The sequence below is a fragment of the Sulfurimonas sp. genome, assembly GCF_028694605.1.
Lineage (GTDB): Bacteria > Campylobacterota > Campylobacteria > Campylobacterales > Sulfurimonadaceae > Sulfurimonas.
In genome coordinates this window covers 69,572-94,379 of sequence record NZ_JAQVKP010000007.1, presented here as the reverse complement: position 1 = coordinate 94,379, position 24,808 = coordinate 69,572, and the positions used below count along the sequence as shown (strand labels likewise).

The window sequence follows — 24,808 nt, the reverse complement described above, 5'->3', positions numbered from 1 at the left end:
TATATTTTACCCTCTTATATAGTTTTCTTCTTTGAGCACTTTATAAATCATGTTTTGATGCTCTTCGCCTTTTGTTTCAAGATGCACGGTAACATTTGCATCCCCGTAATCAAGCGAGATGGAAGTTCTGTCATACGATATATGTACGATATTTGCATTTAGGTCTTGGAGTATCTGCGTAAAGCGCATAAGTGCCCCCGGTTTATCGACAAGAGTAACGGTAAACTTCATCTTTCTGCCGGATTTGAGCAGACCTTTTTCGATGATAACGGAAAGAAGTGTTACATCCATGTTGCCTCCGCTTAGGACGATAGCCACTTTTTTGCCCTTGAGATGTTCAAGTTTGTTATGCAAAAGTGCTGCAACGCCAACTGCTCCCGCACCCTCAACTACAAGTTTTTGTCTCTCAAGCAAGAACAAAATCGCACTTGCTATCTCTTCATCATCCACGCCGATAAACCTATCGACACTCTCCAACATATAGCCTAAAGTTATAGGCGAGGTATCCCGTACGGCGATTCCGTCTGCGATGGTTCTGACACTTAAACTGTCTATGGGGGTTTTGGCGTCAAAAGAGTTTTTAAGTGCGGGCGCACCTTTTGCGCTTACAGCTATAACTTCTATGTTTGGGTTGATACTCTTGATGGCGCATGCCATTCCTGAGACAAGTCCGCCGCCGCCGGCGGGGATAACAACCGCATCCAAGTCAGCACATTTGTCTAAGATGTCAAGCCCAAGCGTTCCCTGCCCGGCTATGACTTCATCATCCTCAAAAGGGTGAACAAAAGTAAGTGAATGTAATTTGGCGTATTTTATGGCATGTGCATACGCCTCATCATAGTTTGCCCCATGCAAAATGACATCTGCACCATAGTTTTTTACCCCGTTTATCTTAGTAAGCGGTGTTGACTCGGGCATAACGATAATAGCTTTTATGCCAAACATAGAAGCGGAGAGTGCAACGCCTTGAGCATGGTTGCCTGCGCTTGCAGCGATAACACCGCACGCTCTTTGTGCATCATTAAGGGCTGCTATCTTGTTGTAAGCCCCCCTGATTTTAAATGCGCCCGTGACTTGAAGATTCTCTTTTTTTAGGTAAACCTCACATCCTGAGTGTTTGCTTAGATGGGGTGCGTAAGAGAGCGGTGTGTCAACAACGACACTTTTGATGCGCTCTCTTGCTTCATAGATTTTTTTTACATCAAACAAAAAAATCTCCTAAAAAAGTGTGCGATGTTCTACCATCGTACACATATTTTGCACAACACTCATGCCTGCATCTTTTGCTTTTTGTGCCGCTTCGTTGTTGACAATCCCTTTTTGCGCCCAAAAAATCTTTACATCCCCTCTTGCTATACATGCATCCGCCACCAACGGTAAAATATCCGGTTTTCTAAAGATATTTACCATATCAATCTCAAAAGGAACTTCTGCAAGCGAGCGATACACTTTTTCGCCTAAAATAGTCTCCTCTTTCGGATAAATCGGTACTATCTTAAAGCCATGTTCTTGAAGATACTTTGCAACTCTGTGGCTGTCTTTGCTCCCATCAGGCGAGAGTCCCACTACGGCTATAGTTTTTGTGATATTAAAAATTTCCAGTATCTCTTGCTTGTTAGAATTAATTGTCGGAAATTCGCATTCCATAGGACACCCTTTTTTTAAAAATAGTTAGAGATTATAGCAAACTAAAGCATAATACCAAATACATTCGTCAAATAGGTATATAATGGTAAAAAATTAGGACAAAATGAATAAACCAACATTAAACAAAAATATTTTCGGGTTGGGAGCCAACAGCTTTTTTACGGATTTTTCCACAGAGATGATTCTTCCTTTGCTGCCGATTTTTTTGGAACGGTTTTTACATGCGACAAAAACGCAAATCGGTCTCATAGAGGGTTTGGCGGAACTGTCCGTTGCTTTGCTTATAGCTCTCTCGGGGTTCTACTCGGATAGGCTCGGACGAAGAAAGGGAATAGTAGTATTTGGATACGGTCTCTCAAATCTTATAAAACCTCTTGCTTTTTTTGCCCAAAGTGCGACTATGATTATGACCATCCGTATAGGCGACAGGCTTGCCAAAGGGATTCGTGTTGCTCCGCGCGACGCACTTATCAGTGCTTCTACGCCAAAAGGTTCCAGTGGTTTTGTTTTTGGTTTTCACAAAATGATGGACGGCGCGGGGGCATTAGTTGGTTCGCTGAGTGCGTTTGGGCTTTTATGGTGGCTTGGAGAGAGCGAAGATACATTTAGAACAATCTTTGCTCTTAGCATTATCCCCGGGATTATCTCTATGCTTATTCTCGTCTTTATAATCACCGATGTACCTTTTACCCCAACTCCTATGAAGCGTTTTCGTCCAAGTGCGCTTCCTGTGCAGTTTTACTTTCTTGTTGCATTTCAGACACTCTTTAGTCTCTTTGCAATGAACTACTCGTTTATGATTTTAAAAGCAGGAGATAACGGACTTGCATTAGCCGTTATACCGCTTGCATATACGCTTTACAACCTTACACAAGCTCTTTTTGCAATTCCCATAGGCAAACTGGCAGATAAGCTTGGAAAAGCAGCTCTACTATCGTTTGTGTATCTGGCTTTTGGACTGGGAGCAATGGCAATGGCGACAGGCAGCGTTTTGGGAGTATGGATTGGTTTTGGTATCTATGGATTTTTTGCGGGAGGATTTAACTCTTTGGCTAAAGCGATTATTTCAGACACGGCACCGCATGATCTAAAAGCAACGGCATACGGAGTTTATTATACTTCCGTAGGTCTTGCAACGCTTCTCTCCTTGAGTGCTGCGGGATGGATGTGGGACAGTTATGGAAGCACTCTTTTGTTTGTGATCGCGTCATCTTCCGCAGTAGTTTTATCCGTAGCTCTTTTTGTAATGAGAAATCGGCTAGCTCATCCCTAGCGACAATTTCTCCTGTCCGATGCGATAAAGCGCAAAATCGTACTTTAGTGGGTCTTGTGCGTCGAACTCTTTTAGTCTGTTTGTAAGCTCAATTGCGGCTTGTAAATCGTAGCTTTTTCTCTTCAGAAGCCCGAGTTTTTTGGAAACATTGAAAGTGTGGGTGTCAAGCGGGATGATAAGGTCGCCTTTGTCAACTCCGCTCCACAAACCCATGTCGATATTGTCACACCTAACCATCCAGCGCAAGTACATCATCCACCGCTTGAGTGCCCCTGCTCCTTTGGTTTTTGTATTAACTTGCGAGATTAAAAAGTTGTATCCCATGGACGAGTGCGGATAAATATCCTGCAAAGTTTTTATAAGAGAGTTTATGCCCTCTATGACACTTCTTTTTTTATCGTAACCGTTTTTAAAAACCTCTTGGAGCGTTGTTTTTTCGTTTAGGCGTTTTAGAGCGATAAAAAGAGCTATAACATCCTCGCTCTTTTGAAATCTGTAGTAGTGGTTTTTCAGCTCCTCCCTTATGGCATCATCACTTTTTTGCAGAAGCGAAAAATCAAGAGAGTTTAAAAACTTCACTATCTGAGCTACATTTCCGTATGCAAAAAGTGCGCAGATAAGAGAGATGGTCGGGTCTTTGTAGCGATGTGCAACCATGATAGGGTCTAGCCGCTCTTCACAAATCTCACCCTCACAATTGCGTTTTGCGACCTCAACATCTAGTAGTTTTTTTATATTTATATCACTCACTTCTCAAGCCTTAAACTCTCTTCTTTTATATACCCCTCATAGTAGTAAGATTGTTCAATTCCTTTAAAAATCACTTCTCTGTCATCTATTTTGTGGGTTAAATTTTCAAAAAGCAAAGTCCTTATCTCTAGGTCATTAATGGGGCTTCTCTCCATCGCTTGTAAGTACAGCTCTTTTGGTACGAATTGCCAATCTACCACTTGCTTAAGCTCACTTTTTAGCATCGTATCTAGCCATATTCGCATCGTTCTGCCGTTGCCTTCCAAAAATGGATGGGCGATATTCATCTCTACATATTTGGCGATAATGGCTTTGAAACTATCTTGCGGCATCTGCTCTATTTTTGGAAGTATCTCTTTTAGGTACAAACTGTTTGCAAACCTAAACCCCCCTTTTGAGATATTGACTTCTCTAACTTTTCCTGCAAAATCATACAATCCCTCAAAAATATAGCTGTGAATATCTTGCAGCCCTTTTAGAGTACCTACTTCAATGGTATCTATTGTACCGCTATCAAATAATTTATATGCTTTTTCTAGGCTTTTTTTATCGATGTTTTTCATGATACCCCTCTTTATTAATGCAACTGATAAAGCTTTTTTCTCTCGCTTGAACCTGCGATATTTAGCTGTTTTCGGTACTTTGCGATGGTGCGTCTTACCATCTCTACTTTGAACTTGTTTTGTATAAGCTCCAAGAGCTTCATATCGCTTAGCGGTTTTTTTCTGTTTTCATTTTTAACCAGATTTATGACAAACTCTTTTATAGCGGCATTTGAGACATCTTCATCTATGGCGGTTGTAAAAAACTCTTTCATGGCATATATGCCTCTGTTGCAGGCTATGTATTTGTTTGCGATAGCTCTTGAAATCGTTGATGGGTTGTGTCCGAACTCATCGGCAAGTGTTTTAAGCGTAAGGGGCATAATCGCTCCACCCGTAAAAAACTCGTACTGATACTCCACTATCATAAGCCCCACTTTATAGAGCGTTGCTTTTCTCATATCAAGAGCATCAACCAAACCTTTTGCCTCTTTGATTTTTTGTGAGACATACTCATGTGTAACACCGTAGTTTGTGTCGATGTTTATGGTCGGGTAGTAGGCATCATTGAGTTTTACCTCTATAGAGTCGTCATCGTTAAAAAATATCATCAAATCAGGGATTACCTGAGACGACTCTTCTAAGTACTCAATGGCAGGAGGGTTTTTGAAAGTGCCTAAAACACGCATAACTTCCGCAAAATTTTTCTCATCAGAGTAGGCATAGATGTTTTCCAAATCCTTAATTACTTTGGTGGCTAGTGAGTATGCTTCATCGCTTACATCGGAGCTCTCAAGTTGAAATAAGAAAGATTCTTGAAGATTTTTTGCGGCGATTCCGACAGGATCAAGGTGTGCGAAACGCATACGGATTTTTTCAAACTCTTCAAGCGTCATGCCGTTTAATTTGCAAAAAAGCTCGCTTTCTCCCTCATAATAACCGTTTTCATCAAGATTTGCCACAACAAAGTACGCCGCCTCTTTTGATTTTGGTGTGGGAAAAAGGTTTGAGTCTATCTGCTCATCAAGCACATCAAAAAGAGAGCGGTACTGGATGGTGAGCGCTTCTATCTGCTCTGTACGAGAGTTTGCTACAGATGAGGAGATGATTTTTTTGGGTAAGAATCTCTCAAAATCCTCTTCAAATCCGCTAGAGATTTCAACAACCGGATTTGCTTCCACAAAAGGTGCCATGGCTTCGCCCAAATCGCTAAGACTTGAGTGTAAAATCGGCAGCCAATTACGCAGGGTATTTGAGAGTTTGTGCTTGTTTTCTACGCTTTGTGTCTGCCTAAGTTGCGCCATGGTTACTAAGCCCTTTAGAGCCTAAACTCCTCGCCTAGATAGTGTTTACGCACATCGGCATTCTGTCCTATCTCTCTACTTGTTCCGCTAGCTAGAAGCGAGCCGGACTTGATAACATAGGCTCTATCGCAAACATCCAAAGTTTCACGTACGTTGTGGTCGGTTATAAGCACGCCGATGCCGTAAGAGACAAGTTGTTTTATAACCGTTTGGATATCCATCACGGCTATAGGGTCAACCCCCGCAAAAGGCTCATCAAGAAGTAAAAATTTCGGTTTGTTTACCAAAGCACGGGCAATCTCGACACGGCGGCGCTCTCCGCCGCTCAGGCTCACACCTTTGCGATAGCGAATCGGCTCGATGTTGAACATATCAAGTAGCTCTAAAATCCTCTTCTCCTGCTCCTCTTTATCTTTTATCTTTACCTCTGCGGCGATAAGAAGATTGTCCTCAACACTCAAATCCTTAAATATGGAAGCCTCTTGCGGCAGATAGCCGATACCTTTGAGTGCTCTCTCATGGAGCGGTTTGCCTGAGAGATTTTCATCGTCAAAAAACACCTCTCCGCCGCTTGCTTCAACAAGTCCGCAAATCATATAAAATGTAGTGGTCTTTCCCGCTCCGTTTGGTCCTAAAAGCCCCACAACCTCGCCGCTTTTGACTTCAAGGCTTACACCTTTTACTATCTCTAAATCTTTTATTTTTTTCTTTAGGTCAACCGCTTTTAGTATATGCATACGCTGTACTCTCTCTCTTTATCCGAAATTTTTTTTATATCAACACTTATTACATTGATGCCGGCATCTCTTAAGAGTGCCACCAGAGCATCATCACCCCACTCTATGAGATGAAGCCCCTCACGCTCAAGCTCCTCAAGCATCCCTAAAGCCATAAAATGTTCAAGCCCGTGGTTGTAGATATCATAGTGAAAAACTCTGTTTGCATAAGCGTGCTGGAGCGAAAAAGTAGGTGATGTTACATCTTCATTTATCCCAAGATGTGCCACAACGGCTTTGACAAGCGTTGTCTTTCCCGATGCCAAATCACCGCGCAGAATGATTACGCCGTTTTGAAACTGTGATGCAACATCTTTTGCAACTTCGTCTATGTTATCTAAAGAGAGGATATATTTTTTCATAGTTTGTTGGAAATCTCTATAATTTGCTGGAGTTTTGCTTTGGCATTCCCGCTTTTTATAGCATGCCCTGCCATCTCCAAACCATCTTGCATATCTCTTGCCAAACCGTCCACCATAAGCGCAGCCGCCGCATTTATCATCACTATATCTCTTTGCGCATCCGTCGCTCTGCTCTCAAAAATATTATGTAATATCAGTGCGTTTTCTCTGCCGTCTCCACCTACGATAGCTTGAAACGGCGCTCTTTTTATCCCGTACTCTTGCGGGTCGATGACAAACTCACGTACAACTCCGTCTCTTAGTTGTGAAGCATAAGTTACATCACTTATGCTTATCTCATCCATCCCCTCTTCCGAACTTACAACAAGCGTTGAAGTCGCACCGTTTATCTTAAGCGCCTCTGCCATTTTTGGAACAAATGATTTGTGAAACACGCCAAGAAGCGACTTTCTCGCTCCCGCCGGATTTGTAAGCGGTCCCAAGATGTTAAAGATAGTCTTTTCAGAGATAGTTTTGCGCACCGGCATTATAAAGCGCATAGCAGGATGATGATTCCCGGCAAACATAAATGTAAATCCGCTCTCTTCAAGCAGTCTTGCACTCTTGTCTATGTCCAAATCAAGCCTCACGCCAAGAGATTCAAACATATCTGCACTTCCCGATTTTGAGGTAACGGAGCGGCTCCCATGCTTTGCAACCATACTGCCGCATGATGCACAGAGGATGGCAACGGTGGAGGAGATGTTAAAACTCCCTATCTTGTCGCCACCCGTGCCGACGATGTCAATCACTTCTGTGCGTAAATCCTCCGAGATTGGAAGAGGAATCGCAAAAGAGCGCATCACTGCCGCCGCCGCTGCAATCGTCTCTACTGAGGTGCTTGCATCAAGCGTGAGAGAGAGCAAAAACTCCCGCATCTCCTCATCGTTCATCTCGTGTAAAAAGAGTGAAGTGAAAGCTTTTTTTGCCTCTTCGTAACTCATGCAATCTCCTCGATATACTCACTTTGCAAGCTTTTTGGCGTTGATTTGGCTGTCGGGATTTTAAGCACTCTGTACTTTTTTGGTGCTTCAAGGTAGTTGATGGTGATAATTGAGCCAACTTCCACATTTTTGCTGGCTTTTGCAACTGCACCGTTGACGAGTACAACACCATTTTCTATCATATCTTGCGAAACAGAACGCCTTTTGGTGATGTTGACGCTGTTTAAAAATTTATCTACTCTCATAATTACTCGTATAATTTTTTTGTGTATTGTAGGGTATTGAAACTGAAAAGAATGTAATAGTTGGAACATTTTTTGCGTTGGTTGATAAGATAGAGTGAGGTTCTGATATCATTAAAGAGGCGAAGTTTCAACTTCGCCTCTTTCTTAAAACTGCGGTTGCAAGAACGGGATAACTTGCTTTTTACGGCTAAGCACACCGTCAAGCCATGCCTGGTTCTCTTGAAGTTTGATACCAAATGCGCTCTCAACTTTACTAGCGTCATCACTTAGGCAGAGAAGTTGCGAACCCTCTTTCATAATGTCTGTTAAAAGAATAATGATGGTATGAAGTCCGTCTTCCTCCTTCATCAGTTGCATATCTGCAAAAAGTTCCGGGATTCTGCTCTCTAAAACAGAGATATCCACCATCTCAAGCTGTCCTACTCCTACACGAGTGCCGTTCATGTCAAAGGCTTTGTAGTCTCTTGTGTTTAGGTTTCTAGCACTAGCACCCTCAACAGCCGATTTTGCGATAAACATCTCCATCGCAAGAGCTTTGTAGTCCTCGATACCGCAAATCTCTGCGAGCTCTTTTACCGCTTTTGTGTCTGCTTTTGTACATGTCGGAGACTTAAAAATGACGGTATCGCTGAGAATCGCACACATCATCATCCCTGCGATATCTTTTGGAATAGCAACTTTGTGGTAGTCGTACATCTCTTTGATAACAGTATTTGAACATCCTATCGGTCTTATCCAGCACTCAAGCGGCGTATCTGTCGTGATATCGCCTAGTTTATGGTGGTCAACGATACCCAAAATAGTCGCCTCTTTAATGTCGTGAGGAGCTTGTGCAAGGTCTGAAAAATCGACTAAATAGACTTTTTCACCCGCATAAGAAGTTTTAAGTTCAGGCGCAGTCATGCCAAACTTTTCAAGAATAAACTCAGTCTCAGGAGAGATTTCGCCTTGACGCGTAGCGATGCACTCCTCGCCGATTTGGTTTTTAAGATATGCCAAAGAGATAGCACCTACGATAGAATCAGAGTCTGGGTTTGTGTGACCAAAAATATATGTTGCCATAAGAGAAAGCCTTTATTTTTTTTGCAATTATACCAAAGAGTGTTAACAAGATGCTATAATTTTCACATGAACGACGCCATAAACAGCCAAGGTGCAAATCTCCTTTTCTACCATAGTTTTATAGCTTTTGGGGCGCTTCTGAGCCTTGTTATGCTTGTGCATATGCTCTATCATAGACGCTCGCCTAGCGCCATAATAGCGTGGATACTCTCCATCACCATCATCCCTTACATTGCAATGCCTCTTTACTTTATCATCGGGCTTAGAAAGAGAAAAAATAGATACAAAAAGAGTGCGCTCTTTAAAAGCCAGACGTTTACACACCGTATGGGCAATGAAACATTTACGCTTTATACCGATGGAGTTGCATTTTATGAGGCATTTATGGACTGCATCAAAGAGGCGAAACGCTCCATATCCATCAGTGCTTATATCTTTGAATATGACAAAACAACTAAAGAGATTATCAAAGCACTGGTACAAAAAGCGGATGAGGGCGTGGAGATAAAGATACTTCTTGACTCTCTAGGCTCTATTTTCCTCTACTTCACATGGTACAGGCTAAGAGTGCTCAAAAATGCGGGTGTGAAAGTAAAATTTTTTATGCCCATTTTTCAAATGCCTTTGAGAAACTATATCAATCTTCGCAACCATAGAAAAATCTATATTTTTGACAATGAAAAGGTTTTAAGCGGCGGAGCAAATCTCTCGGATGCTTATCTGGGGGCGGTACACACAAAAGAGCGCTGGGAAGATATCATGTTTTTGGTTCAGGGGGTATCGGTAAGAGACTATTTCGACATATTTGCATCCGACTGGTTTTATGCCTCCGGCGAAAAGATGCACTTTACGCATAAAAAGCAGGAAGATTATGGTGAAAATCTTTTACAAGTCATCCCGTCGGGTCCGGATATGAATCAAGATATTTTATATGAGATGCTTCTCTCAAATATCTACCAAGCACATAATAAAATCACTATCATAACGCCCTACTTCATCCCAAACAGCTCTCTTATGGAAGCGCTTATCATCGCACATCACAGAGGGGTGGATGTCAAGCTTATCACACCAAAAGAGGCAAACCACACTATCGTAAACATCGCAAGAAGCTCCTATATGCGAGAGCTTGAAGAGGCAGGGATAAAAATCTATCTCTACAATGGTGCAATGCTCCATGCAAAAGCGATTCTTTTTGACAACGAGAGCGTTTTGCTCGGAAGTGTCAATTTCGACAACAGAAGTCTTTTTCTCAACTACGAAGTTGCAACGTTTGTCTATAGCTCAAAAATCATTCAAGAGATTGAGATTTGGAGTGATGGGCTTATGGCAAACTCATCATTAGGAACCAAAAATGTTTCCGCACTCAAAAGAGTTTTTGAAAATCTTATGCGTATCATCGCACCGCAGCTTTAAAAAATGTTTCGTCCAAGCACTCTTATCAAATCACTCAGGCATCAAGAAAAACATCTTGAAGGAGAGTTCTCGCTTTTATGTTGGAATGTCGCAAAACTGACATTAAAAAGCCACTACAAAGAGTTTTTAAATACGCTTATAGAGCGTTATAAACTCGACATCCTATTGCTTCAAGAAGTTAAAAAAAGCCTCTCTCATGAGCTTGAACTCCATGATTACTCCTATGTTTTATCACCCAATATCCAGACACAAAAGCATCTTTTTGGTGTTTTAAGCGCATTTAAGAGTTCATGTCTGGGCGAACTCTCTTTACTTACAAAGAAGCGTGAACTACGCTATGCGACACACAAAACCACACTCCTCACGCACCACAAAACCTTTAGCGGCGCATCGCTTCTCATAGTAAACCTACACGCCATAAACTTTGTACATAACAGCGATTTTCAAAATGAACTTAGAGAAATTTACGAGGCTATCAAAGAGCATCAAGGAGCGATGATAGTTGCAGGAGATTTCAACACTTGGAACCTAAAGAGGGTACAGTACCTAGACGCATTCAGTAACGATTTGGGTTTAAAAAAGGTGGAGTTTGAGAGCGAAAAAGAGATAAAAAAGGTTTTTTCAAACTCGCTTGATTATATCTTTTACAGAGGTTTAAGGGTTGCTTTTGCAACCGTGGTTGACAGCAAAAAGATTTCAGACCACAATCCTATGATTGTGAGGTTTATGGATTAAAAAAGGAATGTTATTTGCTTATTGGGGTTTATGAAACGCTTATTTAAAAGATTGTTCCGTATTCGCTTACGACACAAAGAATACCTTATCACTAATGTTGCTTTTGGTTTTATAGACTGAGTTTTTGAAGACTTGGTTTGTATGCGGCTTGGTGGATGGGGTAGAGGGATTCGAACCCCCGGGTGACTGGACCAAAACCAGTTGCCTTACCGCTTGGCGATACCCCAATAAGAGGTTGGAATTATAGATATAGTAGCCTTATACCACACTTAATTACTGTATGCTTTAGAGTAAAATCTTCTATTTTTACCCATTAAAAAAAGCTCAAAAAATCATCGCTACAAATAGAAAAAAAAGATGTATTATTCCGCTATTATTCAAAATAAATAGAGGAATTTTATGGGAAGTTTGAGTGTTAACAAACAGAAGCTAAAACGTTTTACCATTGCTACAAAACCTATCATGGAGAGCTATCTCTCAAAACTCAAAACAGACCTTAGTGACTACACCTTTGCCGCAAATTTTATATGGCTTGCCAACAGCAGCGGTTTTTATGCCGTCATAAACAAATGTTTCTGTCTTTTTGTTATGACGGGCGGAGAGCTTACTATGTTGCTTCCGCCTCTTGGAAAGAAAAAAAATACAACCGAGGCAATGATAAAGTGCTTTGAAGTAATGAACGCAAACAACTCTTCGCCTTACTACTCACGGATTGACTATGTGCAAGCTTCAATGCTTGAAGAGTTTGTGCAGTCGGCAGATGATGCCCAGAGTATGTTTCAGATGCTTGAAAAGTACATTGTCGAAAAAAAGCTTGTTGACTATGTTTATGAGGTTGATGCACTTATAGAGCTTCGCGGCAACAGCTACCACACGAAGCGCACTGAAATAAATAAATTTATGAAATCGTATCCTGACTACACCATTGAGCAGCTTGATAGCGTAAAGCATAAGGATGAAATCATGCATCTTTTTAACAAATGGGTCTCCGATCGGGTAAAGTATATGCCAAAAGAGGAAGCGGAGGTGTTTTTGGAGGGGATTCATCAAGAGCGTCATGCGATTAAGCAGATGCTGAAAAATTATGATGCACTCTCTCTTTTAGGTCTTGTTATTTATATAAACGGCGAACTTAAAGGCTTTACGGTTGGCGAGAGAATCTCGCAGGATACGGCTGGCGTTATCATCGAAAAAACAGATTTTGAGATACTTGGATGCGCGCAATTCATATTTAGAGAGTTTTCAAAAATGTTAAAAGAGCATTATGGGGCGCATTATATAAATGTCGGCGATGATATGGGGTTTGAAAATCTGCGCAAGGTAAAGATGTCTTACCGTCCTTATAAGCTTGTGCCAAAATATACGATTTATCAAAAATGATTTTGGAGGATAAAATAATGCTAAGGTTAGCCAACAAGAGTGATATTGAGGCAATTTATAAAATAGAATCAATGATGTTTGATGAATCTATCTATTTTAAATTAAGTAAAAAAGAAATTGAAAAACTTTTAAATAAAAAATCTTCATATTTTTATGTTTATTGTGATGAAAAAAATATACCTATTGGTTATTCTTTGGGGATAATAATAAATAAAAAAGCTATATGGTTTAATTCTTTAGCTGTTTTAAAGGAATATCAGAATAGTAATGTCGCAAAAAAATTATTTGATATTATAGAAGTAACTTCAATTGATTTGAAATTAGATTTAATAATATTAGAAATACGAAAAGATAATAAAGCTTTATTTAGGAGATATAAAAATATGGGATATATAATATGGAAAGAAATTGAACACTATTATCCAGATGGATGCGGAGCGTATAGGTTAATAAAATGTATGAAATAAATAAAGTTAAACTAATTGATTTAAAAAGCAAGTCTTTAGAATTATACCTAGATCCAAATAAAGCAATATTGATAAATGATTTAATATTTGCAAGTGCAATAGTTGAACTTATTGATATGGATACTTCTATTATAGATAAAAAAATATTTATTGAAAAATTTAAAATTTTTAAATTTGATGATTATACAACTAATCAGATAGTTGAATATCTTTTTAGTTTATTTTTATATGTTTTGCATAACGAAGAAATAATAAATAAGCAGATGCCTAAGCCAATATCAAAAATAGATTTTAGTGAGAAATCATTGTTGACTATACAAAACTTGAATATTAGTTATGATTATGACATACCTTATTTGGCTGGATATTCTGCTGATGGCAAAACAATATATATTGATAAAATAGTAGATTTACCAAGAAATAGTTTTGATTTACAAGCATTGTCATTGCATGAATATATAGAAAAATCATTATTTCAATCATTTAAGAATAGAGATAATTTATATTTTAAAACTCATCAAATAGCATTGAGAATAGAAGAATTATTTGTTAGTTCATTGAAAAATAAAATATATTGGGAAGAATATCAATATACTAAAATGAAATATTATATAGATAAAGCTGCAAATAAGTTAGAATATGATTTACCTCAAAAAATTGATGTCACACCTTATAAAGATTGTGGTTTTGAAGATTATTATTTTATAAAAAATGACAGTTTACTTATAGCATTAACACTGCCTGTTTTCATGAGAAATTTTGAAAATAACTACAATAAAATCAGAAAAGAAGAGATTAATGAACACTGCTCATTATTTGGTGATGAATTTAAAATATGTAGCGGTAATTTTTTAGGTTTCAACGATTATTTATCTAAAAGCAAATCAAATGCATTTGGTTATATAAGTAATAATTCTTATTATACAAAAAAAATAAATGATATTAACTTTTCCATAAAAGAAACATTTATATATTATGGATATGGTATTGGATTTTTCGAGATAATTTTAAACTCTTTAGATGCAATTGATTATTCTAAAATAAAATTATCAAAATTAAACAGTAGTTTAATTAATATAAAAGAGGCTGCTTTAAGTAATGATACTTTTGAATTATTAAGTAAATTTAATGAAAAGTTTAAAAATCAAAATACTTATTTAACCACATCATTTTCAATTAGTTATTTTGTTTTATCATCAAGTAAAAATAATTTAGATGAGATGTATAGGATATCTACTGAACTTTGTGGCGAGCATCAATCATCAAAGAATATAGATGAATTTGAAAAGAGTGGAATAGAGAATATATATATAAATCATGGATTTACGGGAAGTGTGTATTATTTTGAAAATTATCAACTTGAAACAAATAAAATTAATTCAATTAAAGCAACAAATCATTTTTTATATTTGATATCAACAGTCATTCCTGAGTTAAATTTTTTAACACAGAACATAATTAAATATTCAACTGTTGTCTCTCAATCAAATAGCTATATTGAAATTGAAAAACATCTTGATATATTAAAAAATATAAGAGAAAAAGTAGATAGTTTAATATTCGATACATATCCTCAAAATGTAAATGAATTTGCTATTGATGCCTCAATTTATGATAAAGCGTTTGAAAGTTGGGAGTTTGAAAAATATATTCTTATTTTAAAAGAGCAAAATAAAAAAATTGAAAATTTAATTCAAGAATTTGATACAAAATTAAAACATATTTCTGATAAAAAATTAAATGTTTTTGTGAAATTGCTAACTGGGTTTTCTGCAACATCTGTTTTTGTGGATACATTTTCACATATTAATTTAAATATTGGTTTTTATTTTTTGATTATTCCGCTTATATTAATTATAATAGGGCTGATTCTATAATTTTTAAAGATATGCTAATTTAGCGAAAATTTTGCAAAACAGGAATATAGTATGAAATTATCGATACAAGAGTTGCTTGAAGCACTTCAAAATATAGACGAAAACGCACATCCCTTTGATATTGCCGAACTTCTTTTAGAGCTTAGAGAACATGACGAGACGCTTTATTTGCAAGAACTTGCAAAGATTCCTCAGGAGCTTCAGGCACTTGTTATGATTGAGCTGCCTCGCCATTGTCATGAGGAGATTGTGGAGTACTTTACTCCCGATGAGCTTGCAGATCTTACAAACACGCTTGACACTGACGATGCGGCGGAGCTTATCCGTAACATAGAAGATGTGGATGAAGATGTTGCCGAGGAGGTTTTGCAAAGCCTTCCAAATGAGGACAGAGAAAACCTTGAGACGCTTATCTCTTATGGCGAGTATGAAGCGGGTGCGTATATGCAAACCGAGCTTTTTTCTGCTTTTTTGGATGAAAGAGTCGGAGATTCGATACTTAGGCTTAAAGAGTTAAAAGCAAAAAAAGAGCTTGACAGCGTCTATCAGGTTTATGTTATCACCAGAGAGATGGACTTTTTAGGCTCTATTGCTCTTGAAGATTTGATTTTGCTTGGACCAAATGTTTACTATAGCGAACTTGTCAAAGAGGGTGTGAATCGTGTGTGCGTCAATGCGCTTGATGATATCCATGATGTTGTTGAGATAGCTTCTAACTACGATATGGGAGTTATCCCTGTTGTGGATGCGAGGGGAAAGCTTGTAGGGCGTATCACATCGGATGATATTTATGACATTATTGAGGAGCGTGATACCGAACAGCTCTATAACCTTGCCGGGGTTAACGATGAAGCGGAGCAGGAAGAGAGTCTTTTTCACATAGGAAAGTACCGAGCTTATTGGCTTGGAATCAATCTTTTTACGGCTATAGCCGCCTCTGTGGTTATCGGTTTTTTTGATACTACCATCCAGTCTCTTGTTGCACTTGCGGTGCTTATGCCCATAGTGGCTTCAATGGGCGGCAATGCGGGAACGCAAACGCTTACGGTTACGGTGCGCCAGATGGCGCTTGGGGAGATTAACAGTGACGATGCGAAAAAAACCATCAAAAAAGAGGTCTATCTCTCACTGATGAACGGGATGATATTTGCGCTTGTTATGGGGATTATCGCTTGGGTTTGGTTTAAGATGCCACTGCTTGGTCTTGTTATAGCTATGTCGATGGTTATCAACCTTCTATCGGCAGGTTTTTTTGGCTCTGTTATCCCGCTTATGTTGCAAAAAGCAGATATCGATCCCGCCGTTGGTTCTTCTGTTTTGCTCACCACGGTAACAGATATCGTCGGTTTTTTCAGCTTTTTAGGGCTTGCAACGATTATTTTGCTTTAAAAAAGAGAACACTTAAAGCCGGAAGCGTTACATGGATGGAGTTTTTGCGTCCGTGTTGCTCTTTTGGTTCGCTTTTGATTTCTGCTTTATTTTTTGGTCCCCAACCTCCAAACTCCTTGCTTTGAGAGTTGAAAATCTCTCTGTAGCTCCCTTTTTTTGGTACGCCCAAAGGATAATTTTCCCTTAGGCAGTCTGAGAAGTTGCAAACGACCAAAAGCTCTTCATCTTTATCTGCTTTTCTTAAAAATGCAATAACATTGGACTCATAGTCTCTCTCGTCTATCCACTCAAATCCGTTGCTGTCGTTGTCAAATATGTGAAGTGAGCGCTCTGCTTTGTAGAGTCGGTTTAGCTCTTTTATGAGCTTTTGCACACCGCTGTGCAGAGGAAAATCCAGAACTTCCCAATCAAGACTTTTTTGGTAGTTCCACTCATTAAATTGTGCGATTTCTCCGCCCATAAAGAGGAGTTTTTTTCCAGGATGCGCAAACATAAAAGCGTACAAGGCTCTTAAATTGGCAAATTTTTGATTGTAGTCCCCTGCCATTTTGTTGATGAGTGAGCCTTTCATATGTACAACTTCATCGTGGCTGAGAGGCAGAATATAGTTTTCGTTGTTCATATAGACAAAACTAAAAGTCAGTTCATGATGGTGATGTTTACGCACTATGGGGTCATTTTTCATGTATTTTAGCGTATCGTGCATCCACCCCATGTTCCATTTATAGCCAAATCCAAGACCTCCGGCATCCACGGGAGCGCTTACCATAGGGTATGCCGTTGCCTCTTCTGCAAACATCATAACATCTTCATGTGTGGCATAAACAAAACTGTTTAAATCCTGTAAAAACTGAATCGCACCAAGGTTTTCATTACCGCCAAATTTGTTTGGTATCCACTCCCCCTCCTCTCTTGCATAGTCAAGGTAGAGCATTGAGGAGACCGCATCAACACGGATACCGTCTATGTGGTACATCTCCAGCCAAAACATCGCCGAACTGATAAGAAAAGAGCGTACCTCCTCTCTCTCATAGTTAAAGATGGCACTGCCCCACTGGGGATGGTAGCCAAGTCGCGGGTCTTTATGCTCATAAAGACAAGTACCGTCAAAATTCATAAGTCCATGCCCATCCATCACAAAGTGGGAAGGTACCCAGTCCAAAATAACCCCGATACCCGCATTGTGCATGATGTTTACAAACTCCATAAACTCTACCGGAGTGCCATAGCGTGCCGTCGGAGCGAAATATCCGCTTACCTGATACCCCCACGAACCATCAAACGGGTATTCTGTGATGGGGAGCAGTTCAATATGCGTAAACTCCATCATAACCAGATACTCCGCAAGCTGATGTGCTGCCTCTTTGTAACTAAGCCCTGCCTTCCAAGAGCCAAGATGCATCTCATAGACAGAAACTGGCGCATGACGGGAGTTGTTATGTTTGCGCTTGTGCATCCACTCTTTGTCGCTCCACTCAAAACCGCTTAAAGAGCAGACTTTTGAAGCCGAAGCAGGTGCGACCTCTGCGTAAAAAGCAAAAGGATCGGCTTTGTCTGGATTTGCGTTTGGCTCTTTTGTGCGGATATGATACTTGTAGGTACTCATCATATGCACCCCCTCTATAAAACCCTCCCAGATACCCGAATCATCGTCTCTCTTTTGAAGCGGATGGGTATGGATAGCGTAATCGTTAAAATCACCTCTCACGCTTACCCCCTCGGCATTTGGAGCCCAAAGAGCAAAGTAAACACCGTCCTTACCCTCTCTATGCGTCAAGTGCGCACCGAAATGGTTATAAAGTTTCGTATGTTTCCCCTCCCTAAAGAGGTAAACATCATACTCGCTAAACTTGCTTATATCGTAAAAAACGCTCATTTTAAGACCTCTTTGAGTGCATATCTATAAACTTCATCATACTCTTTTGCCGCATCATCCCATCCGAAATGTTGCTTCATGGCTCTTTTTTGCATCGCTACAAACGCCTCTTTGTTGTTTTTGTAGGCATCTAACGCCCACATAATTGTGTTGTAGAGAGCTTGAGGTGTAGCATATTCAAACTTAAAGCCCACACCGCTGTTTGCAATAGCGTCAAAGTTTTCTATAGTGTCATCCAAGCCGCCTGTTTTGCGAACGATGGGAAGCGTGCCGTAGCTTAGTGAGTAGATTTGGTTTAGTCCGCATGGCTCAAAGAGTGATGGCATCAAAAAGAGGTCGGCTCCCGCTTCTATCTTGTGTGCCAAATCATCGCTGTAACCTACATGGACGGCAAATTTAGAACCGTAGCGATGGGCAATATGGCTAAAATAGCTCTCAGCCCACCTCTCACCGGCTCCCAACATCACTATTTGCACATCATGTCCCAGCACCCACTCGATTATCTCGGCTATAAGCTCTATCCCTTTTTGTTTGGCAAATCGCCCTACAAAACCCACAAGCGGCACATCATCTCTTTGCTCTAAATGAAAATGTTTTTGAAGCTCTTTTTTGCAAATAAGCTTCCCATCCAGCGTCTCTGCGCTGTAGTTTGCGGCAATTCTTTTGTCATTTTTCGGACTCCACTCCTCATAATCAACTCCGTTGACTATCCCAAAAAGTTTATGGACGTGTGCGTTTATGTGCCGCTCTAAGCCAAAACCAAACTCCGGAGTTTGAATCTCCCATGCATAACGTTTGGAGACGGTCGTTACGGCATCCGCATAGGCAATGCCGCCCTTAAGAAGATTGATATAATCCATACTTTCAAATGCTTCTGGTCTAAAAGGCTCCCATCCGCACTCCAAAAGCTCCATTACGCTTTTGTGAAAAACGCCTTGATGCTCTAGGTTGTGAATCGTTAAAACGGTAGCTGCATTACCAAAATCATGAACAAAGCGTCTCTTTGCCAAAAGCGGCACTGCGGCGGTGTGCCAGTCGTTGGCATGGATGATGTCGGGGTGAAAATCTATCATTTTGGCGAGTGAAAAAACCGCTTTGCTAAAGAAGATAAAGCGCACGGCGTTATCATCGTATGCTTTGCCGTCATGGTCATAAAGCCCGCTCCTTCCAAAAAACAGCTCATAATCTATAAAATAGATAGAAACACTGCTTTTTGGAAGTGTTGTGCGGTAAACTCCCGCCCAAAGTTCGCCCATCACACCCATCGGCACGCCTAAAGCTCCCTCCACATAAGTAAGTTTTGATTTATCTATGGCGTAGTATCTGGGCATAACTACTACAACACTGTGCCCCATCTCACTCAGCGCCTTTGGAAGAGAGAGCGCAACATCCGCCAAACCGCCCGTTTTTGCAAAAGAAGCAACCTCAGAAGCTACAAATAATATGTTCATGTTAAGTCCTTTAGAAGAAGTGCGCCCGTAAGCGGGGCGTTTTTGAGTTTGCTTTTGCAGATTTTAAGATTTTGCAGAGAGTTTGAAAGTGTGTATAGGTTGATATTTTTTAGTATGAGTTCTTCAAGATATGGATTTGCCTCTATGACACCGCCGCCAAGCACTAAAACTTGCGGGTTAAAAAGGGTAAGCGTAGTTCCTGCTGCGACCAAAAGCGCCTCTTCAAACGATGTTGCTATCGCATCTTCGCCTATGGCTTTGAGTGCCTCTAAAGTCGGAGCGCAAATGAGATTTTTTGATGCTATCTGCTTGGCGATACCTGAACCGGAGGCGAAAAGCTCCAAACAGTTGTTGCGTCCGCATCCGCATGTCAGAACCGTTTTTTTGTAGGGGATATGTCCTAGCTCCGTTGCGACATTGTGCGCACCTCTCACAACTCTGCCGTCCTCCACCACTCCAAGCCCAAGCCCTGTTCCGACATAGAGTGCGCATATATTTTGCACTCCAAACTCCTTAGCCTCTGCTAAAACTGCACAGTTTAGGTCGTTTTGTATGTAGAGTTTTACGCCAAATTTTTGCTCGACAACCTCTTTGATATTGTGGCAATCAACTCTTATGTTGGGCGATGAGTGTATGATGCCATCTTCAACCTGCCCTGCATATGAGATACCGACTGTCTGCACCTCGCAAAACTCCAAAAGCAGCTCCTCTATCCAAGCACAAAGCCCTATTTCGGTACTCTTTGCCTCCTTTGAAGCTGCAAGTAGCCCTTTATGCCAAATCTCGGCTCTTAGATGCGTTCCGCCTGCATCAATGGCTAGATTCATGAGAGTAGCTTTTTATAGAGTTTATGGTAGAGAAGTGCACTTTTAGCAAAGGAGAAGTTACAGTTCATATTAAAAGATATCATCTCTTCTTTTTTTGCGTTGTTATTGTAAAGCATAATCGCCCTCTTCACTGCCCCGATAAGTGTTTTTTTGCTCGCTTCTCTCATAACAATCCCATGCGCACATTTGCCTCCCCTTTCATGCACGCTGTCTTTTAAGCCGCCTACTCTGTGGACAACGGGAATAGTTCCATAGCGTGCGGCTATCATCTGGTTTAGCCCGCATGGCTCGTAAAGTGATGGCATAAGCAAAAAGTCGCCTGCTGCGTAGATACGGTGTGAGAGCGGCTCATCGTAGCCGTTACAGAGAAATCTGAAATTTTTATATTTTTTTGTATATGGGAGAAGCGTTTTTTTATAGTTTTCATCTCCGTTTGCAAGAAGCACAAAGTTTACATCCTCCATCAAAAACGCATCAAGCGACTCTATGAGCAAGTCGAATCCTTTTTGATGCACAAGACGGCTAATCATCACAAAAAGCGGTTTTTTTAACCCGCTCAAACCAAACTCCATTTGGAGTGCTTTTTTGTTTTCATACTTTTTTGCAAGAGTTTCAGAGCTGTAGCAAGAGAGAAGTGCGGCATCATTTTGCGGGTTAAAAACGCTCTCGTCTATCCCGTTTAAAATCCCCGTGAGTTTTGCTTTGTAGAGTTGCAAAAGTCCTTCAAGTCCGCATCCAAACTCTTTGGTTTGTATCTCTTTGGCATAAGTGGGGCTTACGGTGGTAAGTGCGTCGCTGTAGATGATGCCCGCTTTTAGAAAGTTCACTCTGCCGTAAAACTCCAAGGCATCCATGTGAAAATAGCTCTCTTCAAGCCCCACCCGTGCAAGCGAGTCTCTCTCAAAAATCCCCTGATAGGCAAGGTTGTGGATGCTAAAGAGCGTTTTTATCTTTAGTTTTGCTCTGCGCACCATAAGCGGTACAAGTGCGCTGTGCCAGTCGTTTGCATGGATGATGTCAGCATTTATGATTTGCGCAAGTTTCACAACGGCGGCACAAAAGAGCGCAAAACGGATATCGTTGTTTGCGTAGTCTCCTTTTGCATCGCCGTACATCTCCTCCGTCGCACTTAGCAGCGGTACATCCACAAAGTATGTTTTGATACCGTCATAAAAAGCTTCATAGATACTTACCTTATAAAAAAGACCGCCGAGATTTATGCTAAAAGAGATGTCTGTTTTTTCAAACTCCTCTTTGGGCATAAAACCGTAAAGCGGCATGACGCTCTGCACTTTTGTATGTCTGCCAAGAGCCTTTACAAGAGAGTACCCGACATCCGCAAGCCCGCCGCTTTTTGCGTAAGGGTAGATTTCGCTTGCACAAAAGAGCGTTTTCATTCTGTCTCTTTGATGTTTAAAAGAGCGGCGCACTCTTCTGGTGCGACTGGGTTTATGGTCATGCCTGTTGCTGTCTCAAATCCGCCTAGCGTGTAGATGCGGGGGATGATGCGGATGGTAAAACGGTAGTTTTTATCCAGATGCGACATGTAAGCCTCGTTTTCAAAGTTTTGGTTGAGCGGGGAAAGCATAAAGTGTATATTATAGTCAAAATCGCCCAGTTGTGCGGCAAGTTTTTCAAAAACACTCCTTATGCAGCGTGCAAGTTCCGTGACATCATCTCTTGAACATCGCTCAAGGCTTTGGATATTTTTTTTGGGTGCTATCATCACTTCAAAAGGATATGCACTTGCAAAAGGACAAAATGCGGCAAAATTTCCATCATTATAGACAACTCTTTTTTTTGCCTCTATCTCATTATGTACGATATCTTCTACTTTTCCCCTGCCGTGACGGCGGTAGTAGCGCATATTTTGCTCTAAAAAAGTTTGTTCGCTCTGTGGTGTTATGGGGAGCGCAAGCAGCTGCGTATGCGGATGCTCCTGTGTTGCGCCTGCATCCACGCCGCTGTTTTTGAAGATGCTTAGATGGATAAGCCGTCTGTCTTTTTTCAAATCATCAATGCGGATAATCATGCTTCTTAGCCAATTTTCTATATCTTCAACCTCAAGCTCCTGCATCTTACATGTATGGCACGGAGTGTCGATAAGTATCTCATGCGCTCCGACCCCCGGGATATACTCAAAAAGTCCGTCTCTTTGAGAGAGATCTTCAAGTTCTACCTGCACGGCTTTGTAGAGGTTGGGAACAACTCTTGTGCGCCATCCTTTAGCATTTGGCTCATTGTGGCGTATGGCAAAAAGCTCTTTTGGAGTAAGTGTCTCATTACCCTCGCAAAATGGGCATTTTATATGTTTTGTCTGCTCTTTGCACGGTTTTTGCGCTCTTGGTCTATGAAGCCTCTCGGGAGCGATGATGACATACTCGTTGTGGATGCGGTCTCTTCGTATCTCAGACATCGCAAACCTCCATTTTTGTTAAAAGTTCAAGGCGTGAAGCAAAAGGGAGACTAAAGAGCAGCGATATCTGCTGTGCGGTACGCTCAAAACCATTCTCGCTTTGTGAAATCGTGTTTAAGATATAGGCGTAGAGCATACACTTTTTATCCAAAGAGATGCGGAGTGCTTTTTGAGTGTAGCTATCTTCTAAAACAAGCGTATCTACCCCGACCAAAGATAGCCCATCACCCACTTTTTGCCCGTTTAAAAGCACCTTCGTAGGGTGTGCAAAGTGAAAGTTGAACTCTGCTGCGTAGTGAAGTTCATGGGTATATTCGCTCTGCACCTCTAGCGCAAGCGAGAAACTTTTTGTTTCAAAACCATATTTTTTTATACAAACGGTATCATACTTTTTATCAAGATAAACGCCACCCTCTCGTTTAAACGCCATACGCTGTTCATCAAAAACAAAAGGCTGGTTGGCAAAATCACCCGCTTCGTCAAACGAGGCTCTTTTAAACGCCTCAAACGAAAACGCCTCTGTGCTGATATGGTCGATAAATGAGTATTTTGGATGCCAGTCATAGATAAGGTCACCTTTAAGCGTAGGGTTGATTACCGCCGCATCACTATGGATACTCTCAACGCCATCTTCATACATCTTTTGTGTGTTCCCCTTTGGATGTAAAATCTTCTCATGATAGGCTTCGTGGCGGCGCATCAGCGTATTTTGCCAGTTGAATAGCTTTTCAAGCGACCCAAATTCCATAAGCTGCCCGCCGTAACGAGAGCTAAAAAGCAGACTTAGCTCACTTGTCAAGACTTTAAACTCCTCGTAGCCGTCCATATCAACATCGAAGAAAGAAGTAGCTATTTTTTTCTTTGCAAGTGAACGCTCTATCTCCAAAAGGTATCTATAAGCGTTGTTTCTAAGATTTGGCAGATAAAGCCCGCCAAAGACGCCATGCCATAAAACATCATTGGTTTGGAGCTTGTAGAGTGCTTCTAATGCCACTTTTTTGAGTTCTTTTTGATTTTTGGAGTGGTGCATCATGCGCTTGTGGATATAGTTGCTCTCATGGTACTTGATAAAAAAGTTTTTCCATATCCCGCCCTTTATGAGCGCAACCCCCTCTTTTTGAAAATAGTCACTCCCGACACGCTCTTTAAGTGCTTCAAGCGCCAGACCCTGAGAGCTTTTAAGGCTCCACTCGCCCATCTCAAAGTAGGATGTGTTGTTTAGATACGCCAAACCTTTGGAGCGGTGCGTGCCAAGGTACTCTTTGTAGTGCATCGTCTCTATCTGCTCATTTGCCAAAACTGCTTCTACAAAACTCTTTAGCCACCCTTTTTCATAAACCCACGCATGTGTTTTTGGCCAAAGCCCGAACTTCTCCAAATCATCAAAGATGATGGCTACACTCTCTTCATCATTTGCACGACTTAAAATCGCCTCAACCGAGCGTTCCACGCTAAAAAACGGCAGTGCGTAACGAAGTGCGGCAGAGATGGGAAAGAGTGCGATTTTCTCGCCCCCCGCCTCGCTCTCATAGTACCCGTCCATCGCATCGCTCTCAAACCCGCTGCTTAAAAAATGATAATCATCCACCACCACATACTCCAAACCGCACGCCCTAAGGTTGGAAATAACCGAACTCTCCCAGACCCTCTCGGTGAGCCATGCCCCTTTTGGAGAGGTTTTAAGATTTTTTTGAAGAAAGTTGCTAAGCTTGTTTATCTGCGCCTGCGCATCAAGAGAGCTTATGGCACTCAAAATCGGTTCATAATACCCTGCCCCGACCCACTCGATGGAGCCTTGTTTGGTAAGATAGAGCAAATCTTCAAATACTTTCGGATATTTCGTCTTTATCTCGTCTAAGAGCCATCCGCTGGAGTGCACCGCAAATTTAAAATCGGGATACTCTCTCATCGTAGCAAAAAAAGGAGCATAACAGAGCTTTACAGCCTCATCGACCGCATCACCGAAATTGTCCACAGGCTGGTGCATATGCACCCCAAAAAGCAGTTTTACTTTTTTCATTTTTTTCCCTCGT

Annotated in this window: 23 protein-coding genes and 1 tRNA gene; 7 read left to right on the top strand and 17 right to left on the bottom strand. The window is 40.8% G+C overall.

Annotated elements, in window-relative coordinates; genetic code table 11:
• Positions 1-6 precede the first annotated feature (6 nt).
• A complete protein-coding gene (gene ilvA, locus PHY84_RS05795) occupies positions 7-1,209 on the bottom strand; it encodes a threonine ammonia-lyase (protein ID WP_299858426.1) in 1,203 nt (400 codons plus the stop codon).
• A 9-nt stretch (positions 1,210-1,218) separates the two neighbouring features.
• Positions 1,219-1,647, bottom strand: a complete 429-nt coding sequence (locus PHY84_RS05790; RefSeq protein ID WP_299858425.1) for a CoA-binding protein — start codon at positions 1,645-1,647, stop codon at positions 1,219-1,221.
• 103 nt (positions 1,648-1,750) lie between these two features.
• Here PHY84_RS05790 and PHY84_RS05785 point away from each other — a divergent pair, with 103 nt between their 5' ends.
• Positions 1,751-2,920, top strand: coding sequence for an MFS transporter (locus PHY84_RS05785; RefSeq protein ID WP_299858424.1), 1,170 nt, complete (start codon positions 1,751-1,753; stop codon positions 2,918-2,920).
• Here PHY84_RS05785 and PHY84_RS05780 read toward each other — a convergent pair.
• The 8 genes from PHY84_RS05780 to PHY84_RS05745 form a co-directional block, all read right to left on the bottom strand.
• Complete coding sequence (locus PHY84_RS05780; protein WP_299858446.1) at positions 2,906-3,661, bottom strand: TIGR02757 family protein; 756 nt, start codon at positions 3,659-3,661, stop codon at positions 2,906-2,908. The genes PHY84_RS05785 and PHY84_RS05780 overlap by 15 nt on opposite strands.
• 5 nt (positions 3,662-3,666) lie before the next feature.
• Positions 3,667-4,233: a protein adenylyltransferase Fic gene (gene fic / locus PHY84_RS05775; protein ID WP_299858423.1), complete on the bottom strand. Its 567-nt coding sequence runs from the start codon at positions 4,231-4,233 to the stop codon at positions 3,667-3,669.
• Between the two features lie 14 nt (positions 4,234-4,247).
• Entirely contained in the window at positions 4,248-5,516 is a 1,269-nt protein-coding gene (locus PHY84_RS05770; RefSeq protein WP_299858422.1) for an RNA polymerase factor sigma-54, read from the bottom strand.
• Positions 5,517-5,530: 14 nt separating this feature from the next.
• Complete coding sequence (gene lptB, locus PHY84_RS05765) at positions 5,531-6,253, bottom strand: LPS export ABC transporter ATP-binding protein (RefSeq protein WP_299858421.1); 723 nt, start codon at positions 6,251-6,253, stop codon at positions 5,531-5,533.
• The gene (gene tsaE / locus PHY84_RS05760; protein WP_299858420.1) at positions 6,241-6,654 is read right to left on the bottom strand and encodes a tRNA (adenosine(37)-N6)-threonylcarbamoyltransferase complex ATPase subunit type 1 TsaE; all 414 of its coding nucleotides are present in this window, start codon (positions 6,652-6,654) and stop codon (positions 6,241-6,243) included. Before tsaE ends, lptB begins: the two co-directional genes overlap by 13 nt.
• Positions 6,651-7,637, bottom strand: coding sequence for an anthranilate phosphoribosyltransferase (trpD, locus tag PHY84_RS05755; RefSeq protein WP_299858419.1), 987 nt, complete (start codon positions 7,635-7,637; stop codon positions 6,651-6,653). Before trpD ends, tsaE begins: the two co-directional genes overlap by 4 nt.
• Positions 7,634-7,882 (bottom strand): RNA-binding S4 domain-containing protein, encoded by a 249-nt coding sequence (locus tag PHY84_RS05750; protein ID WP_299858418.1) that lies wholly within the window; start codon positions 7,880-7,882, stop codon positions 7,634-7,636. Before PHY84_RS05750 ends, trpD begins: the two co-directional genes overlap by 4 nt.
• A 144-nt stretch (positions 7,883-8,026) precedes the next feature.
• Positions 8,027-8,944, bottom strand: coding sequence for a manganese-dependent inorganic pyrophosphatase (locus PHY84_RS05745; RefSeq protein WP_299858417.1), 918 nt, complete (start codon positions 8,942-8,944; stop codon positions 8,027-8,029).
• A 66-nt stretch (positions 8,945-9,010) separates the two neighbouring features.
• On the opposite strand from PHY84_RS05745, the gene PHY84_RS05740 reads away from it, so the two are divergent.
• Both PHY84_RS05740 and PHY84_RS05735 read left to right on the top strand, forming a co-directional pair.
• On the top strand, positions 9,011-10,357 hold the full coding sequence (locus PHY84_RS05740; RefSeq protein WP_299858416.1) for a phospholipase D-like domain-containing protein: 1,347 nt from the start codon (positions 9,011-9,013) through the stop codon (positions 10,355-10,357).
• Between the two features lie 3 nt (positions 10,358-10,360).
• Complete coding sequence (locus tag PHY84_RS05735; RefSeq protein ID WP_299858415.1) at positions 10,361-11,092, top strand: endonuclease/exonuclease/phosphatase family protein; 732 nt, start codon at positions 10,361-10,363, stop codon at positions 11,090-11,092.
• A 152-nt stretch (positions 11,093-11,244) separates the two neighbouring features.
• Here PHY84_RS05735 and PHY84_RS05730 read toward each other — a convergent pair.
• A tRNA-Gln gene (locus PHY84_RS05730) sits at positions 11,245-11,319 on the bottom strand.
• Between the two features lie 172 nt (positions 11,320-11,491).
• On the opposite strand from PHY84_RS05730, the gene PHY84_RS05725 reads away from it, so the two are divergent.
• From PHY84_RS05725 to mgtE, 4 genes are read left to right on the top strand one after another with little or no spacing between them, the layout of a single operon-like run.
• On the top strand, positions 11,492-12,472 hold the full coding sequence (locus PHY84_RS05725) for a phosphatidylglycerol lysyltransferase domain-containing protein (RefSeq protein WP_299858414.1): 981 nt from the start codon (positions 11,492-11,494) through the stop codon (positions 12,470-12,472).
• 17 nt (positions 12,473-12,489) lie between these two features.
• Positions 12,490-12,939 carry an N-acetyltransferase gene (locus tag PHY84_RS05720; protein WP_299858413.1) on the top strand — a complete coding sequence of 150 codons (450 nt, stop codon included), beginning with the start codon at positions 12,490-12,492 and terminating at the stop codon, positions 12,937-12,939.
• Positions 12,927-14,816: a hypothetical protein gene (locus PHY84_RS05715; protein WP_299858412.1), complete on the top strand. Its 1,890-nt coding sequence runs from the start codon at positions 12,927-12,929 to the stop codon at positions 14,814-14,816. The genes PHY84_RS05720 and PHY84_RS05715 overlap by 13 nt, the downstream gene beginning before the upstream one ends.
• A gap of 51 nt (positions 14,817-14,867) precedes the next feature.
• Positions 14,868-16,205, top strand: coding sequence for a magnesium transporter (mgtE, locus tag PHY84_RS05710; RefSeq protein ID WP_299858411.1), 1,338 nt, complete (start codon positions 14,868-14,870; stop codon positions 16,203-16,205).
• On the opposite strand, the gene glgB is transcribed toward mgtE, so the two are convergent.
• The 6 genes from glgB to PHY84_RS05680 are packed head-to-tail and all read right to left on the bottom strand — an operon-like array spanning position 16,192 to position 24,795.
• The gene (gene glgB, locus PHY84_RS05705; RefSeq protein WP_299858410.1) at positions 16,192-18,081 is read right to left on the bottom strand and encodes a 1,4-alpha-glucan branching protein GlgB; all 1,890 of its coding nucleotides are present in this window, start codon (positions 18,079-18,081) and stop codon (positions 16,192-16,194) included. The two genes, mgtE and glgB, sit on opposite strands and share 14 nt — an antisense overlap.
• Positions 18,078-19,532 (bottom strand): glycogen/starch synthase, encoded by a 1,455-nt coding sequence (locus tag PHY84_RS05700; RefSeq protein ID WP_299858409.1) that lies wholly within the window; start codon positions 19,530-19,532, stop codon positions 18,078-18,080. Before PHY84_RS05700 ends, glgB begins: the two co-directional genes overlap by 4 nt.
• Positions 19,529-20,359 (bottom strand): ROK family protein, encoded by an 831-nt coding sequence (locus tag PHY84_RS05695; RefSeq protein ID WP_299858408.1) that lies wholly within the window; start codon positions 20,357-20,359, stop codon positions 19,529-19,531. Before PHY84_RS05695 ends, PHY84_RS05700 begins: the two co-directional genes overlap by 4 nt.
• Positions 20,356-21,756: a glycogen/starch synthase gene (locus tag PHY84_RS05690; protein WP_299858407.1), complete on the bottom strand. Its 1,401-nt coding sequence runs from the start codon at positions 21,754-21,756 to the stop codon at positions 20,356-20,358. Before PHY84_RS05690 ends, PHY84_RS05695 begins: the two co-directional genes overlap by 4 nt.
• A complete protein-coding gene (locus PHY84_RS05685; RefSeq protein WP_299858406.1) occupies positions 21,753-22,775 on the bottom strand; it encodes a galactose-1-phosphate uridylyltransferase in 1,023 nt (340 codons plus the stop codon). The genes PHY84_RS05690 and PHY84_RS05685 overlap by 4 nt, the downstream gene beginning before the upstream one ends.
• Entirely contained in the window at positions 22,768-24,795 is a 2,028-nt protein-coding gene (locus PHY84_RS05680) for an alpha-amylase/4-alpha-glucanotransferase domain-containing protein (RefSeq protein WP_299858405.1), read from the bottom strand. The genes PHY84_RS05685 and PHY84_RS05680 overlap by 8 nt, the downstream gene beginning before the upstream one ends.
• Positions 24,796-24,808 lie beyond the last annotated feature (13 nt).